Below are 19,346 nucleotides of genomic sequence, written 5' to 3' on the forward strand. Positions count from 1 at the left end.
ACCCTGTCAGGCTTGGAAAGTCAAGGCGGGTCAGCCCGTCAAAACGGCCTTTGCACGTTGCCCGAGTAGAAATAGATGCCCAGACCCGCCGCAAAGATGATGTTCCCTGCAATCGCGTGCAGCAGCACCGCGTAGAAAAACGAGCCGCGTCTGCGATAGGCCCAAGTGAACAGCAGCCCGCCACCAAAGGTCATGATGGCAACGATCCAGCTCCAATACATTAGGTGAGCCAGTGAAAACAGGGACGCATTCAGCAGGTAAAAGGCGCGGCCATCCGGCAGGATGGCGTGGTATCGGCGGTAAAACAGGACCCGGAACAGCAATTCCTGCGGCAATGCCGAGATCAAAGGATAGAAAGTCCAGATGACGATCAGAAACTCGGGCCGGTTGCGCAGCAGAAAGAATGCGGCCTCGGGCTTTGTGGACATCACAAGCGCGCTGCAAAATACCGTCATTGCGACGGTAAAAATTGCCACTTCGCCCCAAGACCAGTTTCGCCAGTTGTATCGCAGCTCAGCCCAGGCAAAGCCCGGCGTATAGTGCAAAAGCAATATGCCCAGCGCCGTAAAGGTGAACAGGGATGGGAACATCCAATTCGGCGGGAAGAACACCGCGATCAGAACCGGGACCGCCACGAAGAACAGCCCAAACTCCATTCGCAACCGCAAAAGCGGTGCCGCGCGGTCGACCCAATCGGTTTGTTTGCTCACTCTGCCGCCAACTCCGCTCGGATCAGACCACGCAAGGAATTTCCTACGAAGACTTTTTCCGCATTTCGCAGATCGGTCAAGGTCAGAGCGGCCTCGGCAACTTGTTTATTATCAAGCAATTCTTCGCGCAGGATGCCGGGCAGCAAACCGCTGGATAGCGCGGGCGTCAGGCAACGACCATCCGGCATGAGCAAGAACACGTTGGTGATCGTGCCCTCGCACAGTTCTTCGCGGTCATTGAGAAACAGAAACTCGTCGATCCCCTTGGGCAGCGCAGCGCGGGCCGTATCATAAAGCGCCCGTTGCGTTGTCTTATGTTGCAGCCAGATATCCGAGGCTGTCAGGCGCTGATCCGCCACCGCCACCCGCCAGACCGGAGGGTTCTCGGCCAAAGCCCCTGTCGTAACCTCAAACTCGCCGTTCGCAGCCAAGGTCAAACGACAGCGCAGCGGCGAAGTCCCGGCGACACGATCCAGCGCCTCCTCTGCCTGCTGCGTTCCGAACGGTATTCCCAGCGCCTTGGCCGTGCGGCCCATCCGCGCCAGATGACGATCGCGGCGCACAAAGCCCTTCTCCGGTCGGAAGGCCAGCGTTTCGATTATGCGGAAGTCAGGGTCATCTGGCGGGCGAAGCGGGCTTTCCATAGCGCCTCCTCATATTCTGACGGGGCGGTGCTGTCCCAGACGACGCCGCCACCCACGTTTAAGGTCGCCTTGCCATCCTCGACCATCAACGTGCGGATTGCCACGTTGAATTCCGACCGCCCATCCGGGGCCGCCCAACCGATCGCACCACAATAGATATCGCGCGGCCAAGGCTCGAGGTCGGACAGAATCTCCATCGCGCGGATCTTGGGCGCGCCAGTGATCGAGCCGCAGGGGAACAAGGCCATCAGGATATCCGACAGCTCGGCCCCCAGATGCAACTGCGCCTGCACCAATGAGATCATCTGGTGCACGGTCGCATAGGTCTCAACCTTGAACAGCTCGGGCACTTTGACCGAGCCGGGCAGCGCGACACGGCTGATATCGTTGCGCAGCAAGTCTACGATCATCAGGTTTTCGGCCCGGTTCTTTTGGTCCACTGACAAAAATTCGCGACGTCGCGCGTCCTCGGCCATATCCTCGCTGCGGGGCTGAGTACCTTTCATCGGGCGCGTTTCGATCCCACGGTCCGTATCGGTACGAAAGAACAGCTCGGGCGAGCGGCTAAGCAGATCGGGCAGGCCGTCCTGCTGGACAAGCGCGCCGTGACCCACCGGCTGCCCTGAGGCAAGTGCGGCGTATAATGCGGCGCTGTCGCCCTCGACTGTCAGATCGATCGGAAAGGTCAGATTGGCCTGATAGATGTCACCTGCGCCGATGGCGTCGTGGACCTGCTGAAAGGCGCGGGCGTATCGTGCCTCGTCCCAGCGCGGCACAAACCCGGTGATTCCACCGCTGGCGGCTGGCAGATCGTTGCGAACGGGCGCGTCGTAAACGCCGAAACACAGCAAAGGCAGGCGGCGGTTGTCCGGCATCCGGGCTGCAAGGCGAGGCTCCAGCACATATCCCACCTCATAACTCGCGTAACCTGCCAACCACCGGCCTTCGGCGCGCGCCTCATCCAGCGCCGCCAACGCCTGGGGCACATCCTCCGCCGTGTCAGCGCGGATCACATTGGCGGGCCTGTCAAAACTGGTTCCCGGCCCCGCCGGGCCATGATCAAAACGAATACGCAAGTGCATCCTCATTTGCCGTGCTGCGCGGTATAGAGGATAAGGCGGCAAGGGAAAGAGGGGAAAGCGGCAATTTCGCCGCCGTTTCCGATACCCCTTGAACCTTTTCGCGCGGTCCCTATAACGCAGGACAATTTGGGCGCTTGGGGGCGCCCTGACTCGCGAACAATCGAAGGAACGTGGCCATGCCCAGAAGAACCGACATCCAGTCGATCATGATCATTGGGGCGGGCCCCATTGTTATCGGTCAAGCCTGCGAGTTCGACTATTCCGGCGCGCAAGCGTGTAAAGCGCTGCGGGAAGAAGGGTATCGGGTTATCCTGGTGAACTCAAACCCGGCCACCATCATGACTGACCCCGGTCTGGCCGATGCCACCTATATCGAGCCGATCACCCCCGAGGTTGTCGCCAAGATCATCGAGAAAGAGCGCCCAGACGCCCTGCTGCCCACCATGGGCGGTCAGACCGGTCTGAACACCTCGCTCGCGCTCGAGGAAATGGGCGTTCTGGATAAATTCGGTGTTGAGATGATCGGCGCCAAGCGCGACGCCATCGAAATGGCCGAAGACCGCGCCCTGTTCCGCGAAGCAATGGACCGGCTGGGCATCGAAAACCCCAAGGCCGAGATCGTGACAGCCCCCAAGGACGCGGACGGCAAGAAAGACCTGGACGCAGGTGTGGCGCTGGCTTTGGAGACACTCGAAACAGTCGGCCTGCCAGCCATCATCCGCCCCGCCTTTACACTGGGCGGGACCGGTGGCGGCGTGGCCTATAACCGCGAGGATTATATCCATATTTGCCGCACAGGTATGGATGCCTCCCCTGTTGGCCAAATCCTGATCGACGAAAGCCTGCTGGGTTGGAAAGAGTATGAGATGGAGGTGGTCCGCGACACCGCCGACAACGCTATCATCGTCTGTTCCATCGAAAACGTGGACCCGATGGGTGTGCATACCGGGGACTCGATCACCGTGGCCCCTGCCCTGACGCTGACCGACAAAGAATATCAGATCATGCGCAATCACTCGATTGCCGTGCTGCGCGAGATCGGGGTCGAAACCGGCGGATCGAACGTACAATGGGCCATCAACCCGGACGATGGCCGGATGGTTGTGATCGAGATGAACCCGCGCGTGTCGCGCTCGTCGGCGCTGGCGTCCAAGGCAACCGGTTTCCCGATTGCCAAGATCGCTGCAAAACTGGCCGTGGGTTACACTCTGGACGAGTTGGACAACGACATCACCAAGGTCACGCCCGCCTCGTTCGAGCCGACCATTGACTATGTCGTCACCAAAATCCCGAAATTCGCTTTTGAGAAGTTCCCCGGCTCGGAACCCTACCTGACCACCGCGATGAAGTCCGTGGGCGAGGCCATGTCCATCGGTCGCACAATCCACGAATCGATGCAAAAGGCCTTGGCCTCGATGGAGTCGGGTCTGACCGGATTTGATGAGATCGAAATTCCCGGCCTGAACGTGGGTCTGTGGGACGAAGCTGATGACAAGGCCGCCGTCATCAAGGCGATCAGTCAGCAGACGCCGGATCGTCTGCGCACCATTGCGCAGGCCATGCGCCACGGTCTGACCGACGACGAAATCTTTGGTGTGACCAAGTTCGACCCGTGGTTCCTGGCCCGCATCCGCGAGATCATCGAAGCCGAGCGTCAGATTCGCAAAGACGGCCTGCCCGTCACCGAGGAAGGCATCCGCAAACTCAAGATGCTGGGTTTCACCGACGCGCGTTTGGGCAACCTGACCGGCCGGGATGAAGACAACGTCCGCCGCGCCCGCCGCAATCTGGGCGTTAAGGCCGTATTCAAACGCATCGACACCTGCGCCGCCGAGTTCGAGGCGCAGACGCCCTATATGTACTCGACCTACGAAGCCCCGATGATGGGTGAGGTCGAATGTGAGGCGCGCCCGAGCGACCGGAAAAAGGTTGTCATTCTGGGCGGTGGCCCGAACCGGATCGGTCAGGGGATCGAGTTTGACTATTGCTGCTGTCACGCCTGTTTCGCGCTGACCGAAGCGGGCTATGAGACCATCATGGTCAACTGCAACCCCGAGACGGTCAGCACCGACTATGACACCTCGGACCGTCTGTATTTCGAGCCGCTGACCTTTGAGCACGTCATGGAAATCCTGACGAAAGAACAGGAAAACGGCACGCTGCACGGTGTAATCGTTCAGTTCGGCGGTCAAACGCCGCTGAAACTGGCCAACGCGCTCGAGGCTGAGGGCATTCCGATCCTCGGCACCACGCCCGACGCGATTGACCTGGCCGAAGACCGTGAACGGTTCCAGGCTCTGGTCAACGATCTGGGTTTGAAACAGCCCAAGAACAGTATCGCCTCGACCGACGAACAGGCGCTTGAGATCGCGGACGAGATCGGCTTCCCGCTGGTCATCCGCCCCTCATACGTTCTGGGCGGGCGCGCGATGGAAATCGTGCGCGATATGGAGCAGTTGAAGCGCTACATCAACGAGGCCGTCGTGGTCTCGGGCGACAGCCCAGTGTTGCTGGACAGCTATCTGGCCGGAGCGGTTGAACTGGACGTCGACGCGCTGTGCGACGGCACCGATGTACACGTCGCTGGCATCATGCAGCATATCGAAGAAGCCGGCGTACATTCGGGCGACTCGGCCTGTTCGCTGCCGCCCTATTCGCTGTCCAAGGATATCCTCGACCAGATCAAGGATCAGGCGTTCAAACTGGCCAAGGCGCTAAACGTCGTGGGCCTGATGAACGTGCAGTTCGCGATCAAGGATGGCGAGATTTACCTGATCGAAGTGAACCCACGCGCCTCGCGCACAGTGCCGTTTGTCGCAAAGGCCACCGACAGCGCAATCGCGTCCATTGCGGCGCGTATCATGGCGGGTGAGAAACTCTCGGCCTTCCCGATGCGCCCTGCATACAAAGAAGGTCAGGACACCAAGATCGCCGACCAGATGACTCTGGCCGACCCGGACATGCCGTGGTTCTCGGTGAAAGAGGCCGTGCTGCCCTTTGCCCGCTTCCCAGGTGTCGACACCATTCTGGGGCCGGAAATGCGTTCCACCGGCGAGGTCATGGGCTGGGACCGCGACTTCCCGCGTGCCTTCCTCAAGGCGCAGATGGGGGCCGGAATGGTTCTGCCATCCGAGGGCCGCGCATTTATCTCGATCAAAGATGCCGACAAGACCTCTGCAATGCTGGAGGCTGCACAGGTGCTGACCGCGCAAGGCTTCTCGCTGGTCGCCACACGCGGCACGCAATCGTGGCTGGCGGAAAAGGGTGTGGCCTGCGACGTGGTCAACAAAGTCTATGAGGGCCGCCCGGACGTGGCAGACATGCTGAAAGATGGTCAGGTGCAGTTGGTGATGAACACCACCGAGGGCGCACAGGCGGTCGAGGACAGCAAGGCCATCCGCTCGATCGCGCTTTATGACAAGATCCCCTACTTCACTACGGCAGCCGCCAGCCATGCGGCAGCCTTGGCGATCAAGGCGCAGGCCGAGGGCGATGTTGAGGTCAAGTCCCTGCAGGGCTGACCCCAACACTCAAACCAGAATAAAGCAAAACCCCCGGTCATCGACCGGGGGTTTTTCATTTAAACAACAGGTTGCGGAGCCTTCTTTCGCCTATCCTCTGGCAGAAAGAACACCAAGTAGAACACTGGCGCAGCGACCATCGTCAGAATGGTGGCAAAGGCCAGTCCTCCCATGATCGTCACCGCCATCGACTTGAAGAACGCATCTGTCAACAACGGCGCCATGCCAAGAATTGTGGTGATCGCCGCCAGCATCACCGGACGCAGACGCGAGACCGACGCTTCGATGATCGACTCGCGCAGCCCCTTGCCAGTTTCGCGGACAAGGTCGATTTCTTCGACCAGAACGATCCCGTTCTTGATCAGCATACCGGACAGGCTGAGCAGGCCCAACAGGGCTGTAAAGGTGAACGGCAGACCGGTTCCCAACAGGCCGATCACCACGCCGTTGACCGACATCGGCACAAGCAACCAGATAATGATCGGCTGGCGAACGGCGTTGAAGATCAAAACAGAGATCAAGACCATGATCAGCAGGCTCAGAGGCAACTGCCGGCCAAGGCTTTCATTCGCGTCCCCCGCATTTTCAAACTCACCGCCCCATTCCATACGATAGCCGGTCGGAAGGTCCATGGATTCAATGGCGCTACGCACTTCAGAATGCACCTGCGCCGCCGTCAGGTCAGACGGGATATCCGCCCCGACTGTGACGGTCAGCACCCTGTCGCGGCGATGCACCAACGTGTTCACGGCCTTGTATTCAAACCCATCAACCATTTGCTCGATGGGGACGAACTTTCCGGATTGATCCGAGAAAACCACCTGATCAACGATCGAGTAATCTCCGTCTGCGGGTCGCCGCAGAATAATCGGGATCAGGCGATCGCGTTCGCGCAACATGCCGCCAGATATCCCGTCTGTCGAGAATTGCAGCGTGGCGGCAATATCCTCGCGCGTGACCCCGGCGGTCTGCGCCCGTTCGGTTGCATAGATTGGCTGCACCACCAGCTCTTTCTCGCGCCAATCGTGGTGCACGTTCAGCACGTTGTCCGACGCCTCTCGCATCCGCAAAACGGCCTCATCCGCAAGCTGCCTCAATACGGCCGGGTCACTGCCCGAGAAACGCGCCTGAATTGGATCGCCGCCACCGGGACCAAATACCAGACGCCGGGTCCGGAATTCGCCCTCTGGGAACTGGGCCGTACCAAAGGCCTCGAGCTCCGCCTGCAACGGCGGAATATCATCCAGCGTTTTTGTGCGGATGATCAGATGGCCGTAGCTCGGATTAGGCTTTTCCGCTGAATAGGTCAGAAGAAAACGGGTCGCCCCCTGTCCCACGAATGTCGTGACAGAAACCACTTCTTCACGCTCGGCAAGCCAGTCTTCAAACACAGCCATATCTTCTGAGGTCCGAGAGATCGGAGTGCCCTGCGGCAGCTTGTAGTGGACGAAAAACAAAGGCGTGTTCGAGTCAGGGAAAAACTGCTGTTTCACAAGACCAAAACCGGCGAAACAGGCGACTGTCACCCCAACCAGACCGGCAATCACCAGCCAGCGGAACCGCAGCGCCCAGCGCAGGATAGCGCCGTAGATGCGGAACATGATCCCACCATAAGCGTCCACCGCGCCCTCTTTGCCCTGTTTGAAAAAGTAGTGGCCCAGCAGCGGGGTTACGGTCAGCGCCAGTACCCAGCTCAGAAGCAGCGAGATACCAATCACGGCAAATAGCGAGAACAGGAACTCGCCCGTCGCATCAGGGCTGAGGCCGATACCCGCAAAGGCCATGATCCCGATGATCGTAGCGCCCAACAGCGGGATTTGTGTCTTGGATGCAGCCTCGTCCGCAGCTTCGCGTGAGGCCTTGCCCCGCAACATCGCGATCTGCATGCCCTCGGCGACCACGATGGCGTTGTCCACCAACATCCCCATTGCGATGATCAGCGCGCCTAGCGAAATCCTCTCCATCTCAATCGAGAAAATCGACATGAACAGCAGCGTGCCGACAACGGTCAGCAACAGGGTCGTGCCGACAACGATCGCCGCGCGCCACCCCATGAACAGCGCCAGCACTGCAACCACAATGGTCACGGACAGCGCGAGGTTCACGAGGAAATCGTTCGAGGCTTGTTCAACCACGACGTGTTGCTGATAGATCGGCTGTATTTCCACGCCGAAGGGAACCTGAGAATCCAGCTCGGCAAACTTGGCGTCGGCCCGCTTGCCGACCTCGACGATATTTTCCGACGACAGGCCAGCAATGCCCAGCGTGAAAGCCTCGGACCCGTCAAAGCGGATGACGACGTCTGGATCGGTTTGACGTCCGCGATAGACGTCGGACATGTCAAACAGGTTGATCACCTGCCCCTGAGACCCAACGGACAGACCAGCAATGGCTGAAACACTGTCGGACCCTTCTGCTGTCAGAATGGTTGTTCGTTCATTCTCGGTCCTGACCGAGCCCGACGCATTCACCGAGTCTGCATTGGCAATGGCTTGGTTGATCGCCTGAATAGGCACGTTCTGGTTCACCGTGATCGCCAGATCAGGTTCGACGAAGATCGCCTCTTCAGGCAGTCCCATCACCTCGACATCGGCCACGCCTTCGACAGTCAGCAACTCGCGGCGCAAAAAGGTTGAAAGCTCGTGCTTTTCGGCGTCAGAGAACCCGTCCGCAGTCACGGCGTAGAACAATCCAAACACATCGCCAAAGCCGTCATTGACCCGTGGCTCACTTACGCCCGAAGGCAGTTGTCCTGCGGCGTCACGCATCTTGGCGCGCAGTTTGGTCCACACATCAGGCAGTTCCGTGCCGTCATAGGTGGATTTGATTTCAACCTCGATCAGCGAGAAACCGGGCTGGTTGATCGAGGTAATCGTATCAACCTCGCCCATCTGCTGGATGGCCGATTCCAAAGGTTCGGACACTTCCAGCGCGACTTGCTCTGCCGTAGCACCTGGATATTGAGTGGAAATGACCGCGTTCTTGATGGTGAAGGCCGGATCCTCAAGCCGACCCAGCGACAAGAATCCCCAGATACCGCCGAGCAAGGCAATCAGGATGATCAGCCATGTGTAGATCGGGCGGTCGATGGATGCGCGTGCAATGTTCATCCGTCAGCCCTCAGTTCGCAAAGCCGACAAAGCGGCGCACGGCCTGTCCGTCGGTCAGCGCGCCACCCCCGGCAACAACGATCTCATCCCCGCTGTTCAGACCTGTCAGAACGCGGACATCACCGGATTGCGTTGGCTCGATCGTAACAGGAACACGGCGAATGGTGCCTTCATCTGCGCCAACAGGCGAAAACACCATGACGCCCAACGCGCCCTCAGCATCGGCGACAATAGCGGTAGAGGGCACGATGATGCCTGTGCGGTGATCCTGCACCTGCACGTTTACCGTCACCGACGATCCGGGCAGAATTTGCAACCCTTCAGGAGGAGTTAGCCCGAACTGGATGCGAAATGTCTGCCCCACGCTCGACGATTCTGCATCGAATTCACGGATCTGCAACGGGAAGACCTCGTCGCTGACAGGGAATTTGGCGGTGATTTCGATGTCATCCTGCTGGCCCGAGCGCTGGAAAAGAATCTCGGGCACGTCGACTTCGATCCGCAGTTCGGACATGTCGTGAATACGCACGATCGGGGTTCCGGCCGACACAGTGGTAAAGGATTCGACCGCACGACTTGAAACCAGAGCGTCAAACGGTGCCGTCAGAGTGGCCTGTTCCAGATCGTATTGCGCATCGCGCACTGCAATTTCAGCAAGCTGCGCGGCGGTTTCAGCGTCATCCACGGCCACCTGGCTGGCTGCAGTCCCCCGCAAACGCGACAGACGCGCCAAGGTGCGATCCGCCTGATCCTTTTGCAGCACGGCCCGGTCATACCGGCGTTGGAACGGTTCCTGATCCAACTGCGCGATCAATTCATCTTTGGGGATCACGAAACCCTCGGTGACGGGAAGTTGGACGATCTGCCCGGCCACTTGAAAAGCCAGATCGACCGTCTGCCGGGCTGCAACCCGGCCAAAAAACTGACGCGAAAATCCAGGAGACGTTTCCTGAACCACCATGAGCTTGACCGGTTTCGCAGTGTCCTGCGCGGCCAAAGGTGTCGCAAGTATCATCAGAGCAACGCTCAGAGCGGAGAAGATCTTCATTTCGTCAATCCCTCAGGAATTCCTGTTTTCAGAATGTTTTCGCGGATTTTCCGGGCAAGCCGCGCGAATTCAGCGGTTTCGGCGTCATTCAGACCTGACGCCCGGTGAAACAGTTCGCCTGCCTCAGACAGAATCTTCTGTCGCATTTCCAGCCCCTTGCCTGACAGAACCAACAGCCACGCGCGCCGGTCTTCGGGATCGCGCTGACGTTTCAGGTAACCCGCCGCCTCAAGCGCGTCGGCGGTTGAGGTAATGGTCGATGGCACAGTCAACATGTCCGCCGCCAAAACGCCCATACGTTTTGGCTGATCAAGCTTGATCATCATGTGGCATTCCTGTTGGCTCAGCTCGACATCGATAAGGTCCAGGCTTTCCTGCAGCTTCCAGTAGAGCGCATACACCCCCAGCATCGCCTGCATTTCAGGGCTAAGCCGATTTACAATTTCACTGTCATCAAGGGTCATAGGCCGAATCCGTTTCAGAGTTCGTTGTCGCGATATACTTCGGAAAATGAAATATTCAACAAGTGAAGTGGATTTGCCTTTATTCTTTGATATTCCCTTGGGTCAATCTACCTTGAACTAACCCCAAGTTGACTGCATTTTGGGCAAATTCGAGATTTCCAGGGACTGTCATGTACACGCCAGCAATCACCGGCACCGGTGTCTTCACACCAGAGAACGTTATCACGAACGCTGAACTCGTTACGGCGTTCAATGCATATGCCGACAAGATGAACGCCAAGAATGCAGACGCTATTGCAGCAGGTGAGATGGAGCCTATGCAACATTCGTCCGAGGAGTTCATCCTGAAAGCCTCTGGTATCGAAAACCGTTACGTGATGGACAAAAGCGGCGTCCTGGACCCCGACGTCATGCACCCCCTTCTGCGTCAACGCAGCGATGACGAGCCGGGCATCATGACCGAAATGGCCGTGGACGCCTGCAAGAAAGCACTGGCACAAGCCGGGCGCACGGCGGAAGACGTCGATCTGGTGATCTGCGCGGCCTCTAACCACGAGCGCGCGTACCCAGCGATTGCGATCGAGATTCAGCAGGCACTGGGCATAAACGGCTTTGGCTTTGATATGAATGTCGCCTGTTCTTCGGCCACCTTCGGTATTCAGGCCGCCGCCGACATGGTCCGGTCAGGTTCGGTCAAAAGTGCGCTGGTCGTGAACCCCGAAATTTGCACCGGACATCTGGAATGGCGTGACCGGGATTGCCACTTCATCTTTGGCGATGTCGCAACGGCGACCTTGATCGAGCGGATCGAAGACGCGGACGGCCCGCATTTCGAGATCCTCTCGACCCGTTGTGCCACCGAGTTCTCGAACAACATCCGCAACAACAACGGATTTCTGCGCCGCACCCGCCCCGCCGGGCTGGAGGATCGCCGCGACATGCAGTTCATGCAGAATGGTCGGAAGGTGTTCAAGGAAGTATTGCCGATGGTCAGCAAGCATATCGCCGACCATATGGAATCCGAGGGTGTCAGCAGCGAAAACCTGAAACGGCTGTGGCTGCATCAGGCCAACAAAACGATGAACGATTTCATCGGGAAGAAAGTTCTGGGTCGCGAGCCTGCGCCGCAAGAGCAGCCCAACATCCTACAGGACTATGCCAACACGTCCTCGGCTGGTTCGATCATTGCGTTTTCAAAATATTCCGAAGATTTCGCCGAGGGCGAAGTCGGTCTGATCTGCTCTTTCGGGGCGGGGTATTCCGTAGGATCGGTGATCGTAAAACGCCACGGGTGACGCAAGTTACCTGACAAACCAGAATCCCAAGATGAAAGCGTCGGCCGCGCCCCTATTCAACGCGTAAGAGCAGAGGGTTCAGCTAACGCTTTCTTCTTCAAGGTGCAGCTTCATCTCGATCAACACCTGTTGCAGAAGGCTGGTTTCTTTCAACAGGCGCTTCGCTTCGTTCACGGTGATAATACCGTCTTCGATCGCGGCCTGATATTCGGTCATCAGCATAGCAAACCGCTGACTCAGAGCGATTACGTCCGAGTTCACCCCCCCTGTGCGCGGGGTGTCGGCGTTCCGCCCGTCATACGACAGCGTTATGTTCTTGAGATCGGCCAGCGCCGACGTCACATGCGGGAAGTTTGCCACAGCCTCTAGCCGCGCCACCGAGTCCACAGGCATGAACCGATCGGCATGTTCGGCATTGTCGGAGTAATATCGGCCCAAAGTCGCCTTGGACTTGCCGGTAATCTCACAAGCGGATTCGATTCCAACGTCCTTAACCAACGCTTCGGTATGCTTTTTCAGATAGGCCCCGATATCTGCCATGTTTTAACCTCTGTTGCCTGCCGCCCTACCGCATCTGCCATTGCGGGGGAAAGGGAAACGAAATTTCCCATAACCGAGTCATAATTGAAATGGTATATATTGGCTATCCCTCAGATATGCGGGGGTTTTGTGAGTGAGTGGCGGCAGTTCATGCCGGTTACGAGTGACCGCGGGGCGTTTTTCTGGCCCTGCACCGTTCAGGCCGCATGTTGGCCGACGACGTCGCTGTTGTTGACGTTCGGGTATCCATCCCCATTGAGCTTATGCTCGACCCTGGCAACGACAACGGCGGCGTCGCTTCATCTTGGCGTTTGATGACTTGCCCGCATCGGTCAGGCGTTTTAGACCCGGGCCATGGCAAAGCTGTACTTCAATTATTCCACTATGAACGCAGGCAAATCGGCCGTTCTGCTGCAAGCCTCGCACAACTACCGCGAGCGGGGCATGGACACCTATCTGATGACGGCCGCATTGGATGGGCGCGCGGGTGTGGGCAAGATTGCCTCGCGTATCGGCATTTCGGCCGAGGCCGATACGTTCGGCGCAGGCGACGATGTGTTTGCCATGATCAAGGCGCGGTTGGACAAGGGTGATGTCGCTTGCGTGTTCGTGGACGAAGCACAGTTTCTGACCGACGATCAAGTCTGGCAGCTTGCGCGCGCCGTGGACGACCTGCACGTCCCGGTACTGGCCTATGGGCTGCGGGTGGATTTTCAGGGACGACTGTTTCCCGGCTCGGCTGCGTTATTGGCGTTGGCCGACGAAATGCGCGAGGTTCGTACCATCTGTGAATGTGGACGCAAGGCGACCATGGTGATTCGTCAGGATGAGAACGGCAACACCATCACCGAAGGCGCGCAGGTACAGATTGGCGGGAACGAAACCTACGTCTCGCTTTGCCGCAAACACTGGCGTGAGGCTGTGGGCAGCTAAACCGGGTTCGGCAGCGGACGCCCGTCGATAAAGGCGGCAACGTTGTCCAGAGCCATGTGCCCCATATCGCTGCGCACTTCTTCGGTCGCGGTGCCCAGATGGGGCAACAATGTCACGTTCTCCATTTCACGCAGGACCAGCGGGACTGTGGGCTCGAACTCGTAGACATCCAAACCCGCCCCGGCAATCTGACCAGAGCGCAGCGCAGCGATCAACGCAGCTTCGTCCACGACTTCTCCGCGCGCGATATTGATCAGAAGGGCCGAAGGGTTCATCGCCTCTAGTATCTGCGCATCAATCAGGTGACGGGTTTCCGCGCCTCCGGGGACCGCCAGGATCAGGAAATCGACCTTGGCGCACAGCTCTTGCAGGTCAGGAACATATTCCGCCGGAAAGTCGATCTCTTTCTTGCTGCGGGATTGATAGAGGACCTGCATGCCAAACCCAAAGTGGCACCGACGCGCGATCGCCTGACCGATGCGGCCCATGCCGACAATCCCAACACGCTTGCCGGTCACGTGATGGCCCAGCATCTGTGTGGGATGCCATCCTTGCCAAGTGCCAGCCCGGACTTGCCGTTCCCCTTCCCCCGCACGCCGAGCGGTAGAAAGCAGCAAGGTCATCGCTATGTCGGCGGTTGCATCCGTGACCGCACCCGGAGTGTTCGTCACGGCAACGCCTGCGGCCCGTGCCGCGTCCACGTCGATGTGATTATACCCGACCCCGAAATTTGCCAGCAATTTGCAGCGCGGGTTGGACACCTGCGCGAAGATCTGTTCCGAAAAAAGATCGCCCAAAGTCGGGACCACCACGTCGAATTCGGTCAGGGCGCGCAGCATCTCGTCCTGCGTCATCGGCAACGTCTCTTCGCGAAACTCGACATCAAATTCAGCCTGCGCGCGTGCTGTGACGGCCGCTGTCATTGGGCGGGCAACTAGCAATCTCATCAGTGCATCCGCCCGCCGACAGGAACTTCACCATCAGGGCCGATCAGTACAATCTCGCCATTTTCATCGGGAAGGCCCAACACCAGCACTTCTGACATGAAGCGACCGATCTGACGCGGGGGGAAGTTCACCACAGCCATCACCTGTTTGCCCACCAGCGTAGCCGGATCGTAATGCGTGGTGATCTGGGCCGACGTCTTGCGCTCGCCAATCCCATCGCCAAAGTCGATCCACATCTTGATCGCGGGCTTTCGCGCCTCGGGGTACGGTTCCGCACGGATGACCTTGCCGACGCGAATGTCGACCTTGAGAAAATCATCGAATGAAATCTCACTCACGAGACAGCTCCTTGGATCGATCAGTGGCGGCTTTCACGGCACGGTGCAGCAGATCGGGGAAGCCTTCCTCTTCGTGCATCAACACCTCAAGCGCGGCCTGAGTCGTACCGTTGGGAGAGGTCACGTTGATCCGCAGTTGTGATGGATCTTCGTCAGCAGCCATCGCCAGCGCCCCAGCCCCGGCCACAGTAGATTTGGCCAGTTTCATCGCCAGATCGTGCGGCAATCCCTGCGCCTGACCCGCAGCGGCCAAGGTTTCGATCAGGTGGAAGACATAGGCCGGGCCAGAACCACTAAGCCCCGTAACCGCGTCCATCTGAGATTCGTCATCCAGCCGGACGGTCTCGCCAATGGCTGACAACAGGTTTTCGGCCAGCGCGACATCGTCATCCGATGCAACAGAATTCCCGATCAAAGCCGTGATCCCCTGTCGGATCGCTGCCGGTGTGTTTGGCATCGCGCGCACGATTGGCGTGCCCGCGCCCAATACGGACTCGAATGTGGCGGTCGAGGTCCCGGCCGCGACCGAAACGAATAGGCTGCCGCCGCCGCCCAGCGCCTTGATCGCAGGCAGTGCCTCGCCCATCATCTGCGGCTTGACGGCCACCAGCACCACGGCAGGGGCTTCGGGCAGCGGTGTATTGATGTTGACGCCCCGCGCCTTCAACCAGTCCGATGGGTACGGATCAACGACCCAGACCGAGGACGCAGTAAGGCCATGCTCCAACCATCCAGCGAGCATGGCCGATCCCATCTTGCCGCATCCCAGAAGCACCAGCCCCTGTTCGGCGACGCGTGACATGTCCATGATTGCCCCTCCCCTTACTTGTCGGTTTGGGGCAAAGCTTTACGCGCGCCCGTAAGCCTCTGCAATGGCGACCTGCATTGCGTCTTCGGGTTCGCGGTTGCCCCATGTGACCAACTGGATCGCGGGGTAATACCGCTCGGCGCTCAGGACCGCTGCGGTTATCATCGTGTCAATTTGTTCGGGGCTGGCCGTCTGTCCGCCAGCGAGAACCAGACCGTAGCGATAGACCATCAGCTTCTGGTTTGCCCAATACGTGAACGCACCCGCCCAGCACTGATCATTCATCTTGTTCAGCAGTTCATAAAGCTCGGATTCACGCTCGGACGGTGGGTCCATTTCAAACGAACACACCATGCGCAGGGTTTCGTCATAGTTCGACCAAGCCAGCGTAATCGAGTAAGTGCGCCACTGTCCTTCGACGGCCATTGCGATCTGGTCATCCCCGATCCGGTCAAAGTCCCAGTCGTGGTGTTCAGCCAAGTGTTCAACAATGTCGATCGGATGAAGGTCTTCTTCAAGAAACTGCTCGGAAAGGGCCATAATGCCACCTCACTAATTTCTAGCATTTTGGGGCTGGCAGCGCCCCAGCGCTAGTTGCCTGCTCTACAAGCCGGGCTTCCCCCGTGGGCCTGTACTAAATATGGTGCGCTGCCAGTACCCGTCTGGCAACCCTATTTATTGGGGATAACAGCAATAAGTTGTGGACGAACGGTCACGGCGATCAAAATATTGGCGTCACGTGCAGCTTTGTCTTGATTAAATTCCGCAAGGCGGCAAGATGCACAACACCGCACAATCCCTACCCGGATCGCGCGGCGTTTCTCTTGCATCGAAAATTTGGATTCGGACGTTACTTGTCCAGTTTCGCCTCAAGCGCGGCGATGCGCTCTTCCAGCGCCGCATTCTCCTCTCGCGCTTTCTGAGCCATCGCGCGAACGGCGTCGAATTCTTCGCGCGTGACAAAATCCCGGTCGGCCAGCCAGCGGTCGATCATCGACTTCATCGCATTCTCTGCTTCTTCTCGTGCGCCCTGAGCCACGCCCATTGCGTTGGTCATAAGCTGGGATACATCGTCGAGAATCTTGTTGCGGGTTTGCATGGCTTTGCTCCGATATCGAGGTCACCCCCTATATGGGTAAAGAATGGCGCGGGCTCAAGGTTGACTTGCACTGCTAACCCCGGGCAATGAGACGCACATGCAGGCTGTTCTGAATTTCCCCGATCTGTCGCCCGAACTGTTCTCGATCTCTCTGTTCGGAACAGAGTTCGCGCTGCGCTGGTACGCGCTGGCTTATATTGCAGGTATTCTGATCGCGTGGCGCTTGGGGGTGATGGCTCTGCGGCGGCCTGCCCTCTGGCGGGAATCAACGCCGCCTATGAAGCCCGAGCAACTGGAAGATCTGCTGACCTGGATCATTCTCGGCGTCATTCTGGGCGGTCGGCTGGGTTTCGTGCTGTTCTATCAACCCGCCTACTATCTGGCGAATCCGCAGGACATCCTGAAAGTCTGGCAAGGTGGGATGGCCTTTCACGGCGGACTGCTCGGCGTGGTCGTTGCCTCTTACCTCTATGCCCGTCGCCACAAGATTTCGGTATTGTCTTTGGCGGACCTCATCGCGCACGCGGTTCCGCCGGGGCTGTTGCTGGGACGGCTGGCCAACTTCATAAACGCGGAATTGTGGGGACGCCCCAGCGAGGTGCCGTGGGCCGTCATCTTTCCCGGAGGGGCCGCGCAGGATTGCCCCGGCGTATTGGTCGGAATGTGCGCACGGCACCCGTCACAACTTTATGAAGCAGTGCTAGAAGGGCTGCTGCTGGGGGCAGTGCTGCTTTGGCTGGCCTATCGGCGCGGCGCGTTCCAAAAACCCGGTTTGATCATGGGCGTCTTCATGGCCGGTTATGGTGCCTCGCGATTTATTGTCGAATTCTTCCGGCAACCGGATGCGCAATTCATCTCGCCCGGTAATCCGCTGGGGCTGGCATGGCATATCGGCGGCTATGGGCTGACGATGGGTCAATTGCTGTCAATTCCCATGATCGCACTTGGGCTGTGGTTCGCGCTACGTGCGCGGGCGGCACGATGACGCTGGCCGATCACTTGCTTGTGCGCATAGCGCAAGACGGTCCGATGAGCGTGGCCGACTACATGACCGAGTGTTTGCTGCATCCGACGCTTGGATACTACTCAACGCGCGACCCTTTGGGCGCACGGGGGGACTTTGTCACCGCCCCTGAAATAAGCCAGATGTTCGGAGAATTGATCGGCTTGTCGCTGGCGCAAAGCTGGCTGGATCAGGGGCATCCCGAGCGCTTTGTTCTTGCCGAACTGGGACCGGGGCGTGGCACGCTGATGGCTGATATCCTGCGCGCGACAAAAGGCGTTAAGGGATTTCACGACGCGGCTCAGGTCGTTCTGTTTGAAGCCTCGCCTGCCCTGCGGGGCATCCAGTCGGAAACACTGTGCGATTACGCTCCTCTCTGGATCGACACGGTTGCAGATCTGCCTGATGCACCGTTGTTCCTGGTTGCAAACGAATTCTTCGATGCGCTGCCCATCCGCCAGTTTCTGCGCGACGAGGATGGTTGGCGGGAACGCCTGATCGGAAGGGATGGCGACTCGCTGACCTTCGGAATGGGTCCGAAAGCGGATCAGGTGGCTTTGACAGATCGGCTGGACGATACGCAAGACGGCGATCTAGTCGAACTCTGCCCATCCGCGATTCCGATTATCACCGTCGTGGCTGGCCGGATCGCGACGCATGGTGGTGCCGGACTAATCATCGACTATGGCGACTGGCACTCGTTGGGCGACACGCTACAGGCCGTTCGCGCACATGAGCGGACGGAGCCGCTTACAGACCCCGGAAAAGCCGACCTTACAGCCCATGTGGACTTTGAACCCCTGGCCACAGCAACACGCGCCGCCGGATGCGCCCACACGCGCCTGACACCACAGGGTGTGTTTCTGGAGCGACTGGGAATCACGGCACGTGCGCAGGCGCTTGCCGCGCCTCTCGGCGGGGACGAGCTTGATTTGCTGGTTTCTGCACATCGCCGGTTGACGCACCCGGATGAAATGGGAAACCTGTTTAAAGTACTGGGCCTCTACCCTTCCTACGCCGCCCCTCCTCCGGGACTGGAATCATGACACTGGAAATTCTGACATCGGACATGCTGTCCTCTGTTCGCCACGGGTTCTTCAGCCGTCGCGGAGGTGCATCTTCCGGCATTTTCGCCGGGCTCAACTGTGGGTACGGGTCGTCCGATCAGACCGAGGCCGTTACGATCAACCGCAATCGCGTCGCGGACGCGATGGAGGTCGCCCCCGACGCCTTGATAGGGGTTCATCAGGTCCACTCCCCGACGGTGCTGACGGTCGACGCCCCTATCAATGGTAGCAAACCAAAGGCAGACGCCGTCGTCACATCGACGCCCGGTCTGGCGTTAACCATTTTGACAGCAGATTGTCAGCCGGTTTTGTTCGCCGATTCCGACGCGCAAGTCGTCGGGGCAGCTCATGCCGGATGGCGCGGCGCATTGGATGGCGTGCTAGAAGCGACGCTGGACGCTATGGAAGCATTGGGGGCAAAGCGCGAAAGTACCGTCGCAGTGATCGGGCCGACAATTTCACAAAGCGCCTATGAGGTCGGCCCGGAATTCCTGGATGATTTTGTTGCGGACTCGCCCGATAATCTACGGTTCTTTGCAAACGGAACCGGCGACAGGGTTCAATTCGACCTGCCTGCATTTGGCCTGCATAGGCTGCGGCAGGCGGGAATCGGTCAGGCCGAGTGGACGCGCCATTGTACGTATTCCGACCCTGACAGGTTTTATTCATACCGCCGGTCGACCCATGCGAAAGAAGCCGACTATGGCAGGCTGATTTCTGCAATCAAATTGTAAACC

The 19,346-nt window shown here is 58.7% G+C and carries 18 protein-coding genes; 6 read left to right on the top strand and 12 right to left on the bottom strand.

From position 1 onward, the window contains the following. Positions 1-38: 38 nt before the first annotated feature. Genes ACR0B7_RS08135 through ACR0B7_RS08145 form a run of 3 tightly spaced genes read right to left on the bottom strand, consistent with a single transcriptional unit; the run spans position 39 to position 2,436 of the window. Entirely contained in the window at positions 39-710 is a 672-nt protein-coding gene (locus tag ACR0B7_RS08135; RefSeq protein ID WP_170484144.1) for a CPBP family intramembrane glutamic endopeptidase, read from the bottom strand. Continuing rightward, the gene (locus ACR0B7_RS08140; RefSeq protein WP_170484146.1) at positions 707-1,354 is read right to left on the bottom strand and encodes an aminotransferase class IV family protein; all 648 of its coding nucleotides are present in this window, start codon (positions 1,352-1,354) and stop codon (positions 707-709) included. The genes ACR0B7_RS08135 and ACR0B7_RS08140 overlap by 4 nt, the downstream gene beginning before the upstream one ends. Then, positions 1,309-2,436: an aminodeoxychorismate synthase component I gene (locus ACR0B7_RS08145; RefSeq protein WP_170484311.1), complete on the bottom strand. Its 1,128-nt coding sequence runs from the start codon at positions 2,434-2,436 to the stop codon at positions 1,309-1,311. Before ACR0B7_RS08145 ends, ACR0B7_RS08140 begins: the two co-directional genes overlap by 46 nt. 176 nt (positions 2,437-2,612) lie before the next feature. Between ACR0B7_RS08145 and carB the strand changes: the two genes are divergently transcribed. Continuing rightward, positions 2,613-5,957, top strand: coding sequence for a carbamoyl-phosphate synthase large subunit (gene carB / locus ACR0B7_RS08150; protein ID WP_170484148.1), 3,345 nt, complete (start codon positions 2,613-2,615; stop codon positions 5,955-5,957). Between the two features lie 59 nt (positions 5,958-6,016). On the opposite strand, the gene ACR0B7_RS08155 is transcribed toward carB, so the two are convergent. The 3 genes from ACR0B7_RS08155 to ACR0B7_RS08165 are packed head-to-tail and all read right to left on the bottom strand — an operon-like array spanning position 6,017 to position 10,579. Continuing rightward, entirely contained in the window at positions 6,017-9,067 is a 3,051-nt protein-coding gene (locus tag ACR0B7_RS08155) for an efflux RND transporter permease subunit (RefSeq protein ID WP_170484150.1), read from the bottom strand. A 10-nt stretch (positions 9,068-9,077) separates the two neighbouring features. Next, on the bottom strand, positions 9,078-10,115 hold the full coding sequence (locus tag ACR0B7_RS08160) for an efflux RND transporter periplasmic adaptor subunit (protein ID WP_170484153.1): 1,038 nt from the start codon (positions 10,113-10,115) through the stop codon (positions 9,078-9,080). Further along, complete coding sequence (locus ACR0B7_RS08165; protein ID WP_170384747.1) at positions 10,112-10,579, bottom strand: MarR family transcriptional regulator; 468 nt, start codon at positions 10,577-10,579, stop codon at positions 10,112-10,114. The genes ACR0B7_RS08160 and ACR0B7_RS08165 overlap by 4 nt, the downstream gene beginning before the upstream one ends. Positions 10,580-10,749: 170 nt before the next feature. Here ACR0B7_RS08165 and ACR0B7_RS08170 point away from each other — a divergent pair, with 170 nt between their 5' ends. Continuing rightward, positions 10,750-11,874, top strand: coding sequence for a beta-ketoacyl-ACP synthase III (locus ACR0B7_RS08170; protein ID WP_170569405.1), 1,125 nt, complete (start codon positions 10,750-10,752; stop codon positions 11,872-11,874). A gap of 78 nt (positions 11,875-11,952) precedes the next feature. Here ACR0B7_RS08170 and ACR0B7_RS08175 read toward each other — a convergent pair whose 3' ends face one another. Continuing rightward, positions 11,953-12,414: a hypothetical protein gene (locus ACR0B7_RS08175; RefSeq protein ID WP_170484157.1), complete on the bottom strand. Its 462-nt coding sequence runs from the start codon at positions 12,412-12,414 to the stop codon at positions 11,953-11,955. A gap of 354 nt (positions 12,415-12,768) precedes the next feature. On the opposite strand from ACR0B7_RS08175, the gene ACR0B7_RS08180 reads away from it, so the two are divergent. Then, positions 12,769-13,347 (top strand): thymidine kinase, encoded by a 579-nt coding sequence (locus ACR0B7_RS08180; RefSeq protein WP_170484159.1) that lies wholly within the window; start codon positions 12,769-12,771, stop codon positions 13,345-13,347. Here the strand turns inward: ACR0B7_RS08180 and ACR0B7_RS08185 are convergent. From ACR0B7_RS08185 to ACR0B7_RS08205, 5 genes are all read right to left on the bottom strand, one after another. Beyond that, the gene (locus ACR0B7_RS08185; RefSeq protein ID WP_170484160.1) at positions 13,344-14,294 is read right to left on the bottom strand and encodes a 2-hydroxyacid dehydrogenase; all 951 of its coding nucleotides are present in this window, start codon (positions 14,292-14,294) and stop codon (positions 13,344-13,346) included. The two genes, ACR0B7_RS08180 and ACR0B7_RS08185, sit on opposite strands and share 4 nt — an antisense overlap. Continuing rightward, positions 14,294-14,632, bottom strand: a complete 339-nt coding sequence (locus ACR0B7_RS08190) for a tRNA-binding protein (protein ID WP_170484161.1) — start codon at positions 14,630-14,632, stop codon at positions 14,294-14,296. The genes ACR0B7_RS08185 and ACR0B7_RS08190 overlap by 1 nt, the downstream gene beginning before the upstream one ends. Then, entirely contained in the window at positions 14,625-15,440 is an 816-nt protein-coding gene (gene proC, locus ACR0B7_RS08195; protein WP_170484162.1) for a pyrroline-5-carboxylate reductase, read from the bottom strand. Before proC ends, ACR0B7_RS08190 begins: the two co-directional genes overlap by 8 nt. Positions 15,441-15,479: 39 nt before the next feature. After that, the gene (locus ACR0B7_RS08200; protein WP_170484163.1) at positions 15,480-15,980 is read right to left on the bottom strand and encodes a YbjN domain-containing protein; all 501 of its coding nucleotides are present in this window, start codon (positions 15,978-15,980) and stop codon (positions 15,480-15,482) included. Between the two features lie 310 nt (positions 15,981-16,290). Continuing rightward, positions 16,291-16,539 carry an accessory factor UbiK family protein gene (locus ACR0B7_RS08205; protein ID WP_170384762.1) on the bottom strand — a complete coding sequence of 83 codons (249 nt, stop codon included), beginning with the start codon at positions 16,537-16,539 and terminating at the stop codon, positions 16,291-16,293. A gap of 97 nt (positions 16,540-16,636) precedes the next feature. Between ACR0B7_RS08205 and lgt the strand changes: the two genes are divergently transcribed. Genes lgt through pgeF form a run of 3 tightly spaced genes read left to right on the top strand, consistent with a single transcriptional unit; the run spans position 16,637 to position 19,343 of the window. Beyond that, positions 16,637-17,524: a prolipoprotein diacylglyceryl transferase gene (gene lgt, locus ACR0B7_RS08210; RefSeq protein WP_170484164.1), complete on the top strand. Its 888-nt coding sequence runs from the start codon at positions 16,637-16,639 to the stop codon at positions 17,522-17,524. Further along, positions 17,521-18,588, top strand: a complete 1,068-nt coding sequence (locus ACR0B7_RS08215; RefSeq protein WP_170484165.1) for an SAM-dependent methyltransferase — start codon at positions 17,521-17,523, stop codon at positions 18,586-18,588. Before lgt ends, ACR0B7_RS08215 begins: the two co-directional genes overlap by 4 nt. After that, a complete protein-coding gene (pgeF, locus tag ACR0B7_RS08220; RefSeq protein WP_170484166.1) occupies positions 18,585-19,343 on the top strand; it encodes a peptidoglycan editing factor PgeF in 759 nt (252 codons plus the stop codon). The genes ACR0B7_RS08215 and pgeF overlap by 4 nt, the downstream gene beginning before the upstream one ends. The last annotated feature ends 3 nt before the right edge of the window (positions 19,344-19,346 follow it).

This window comes from Ruegeria sp. BB6, assembly GCF_056539385.1.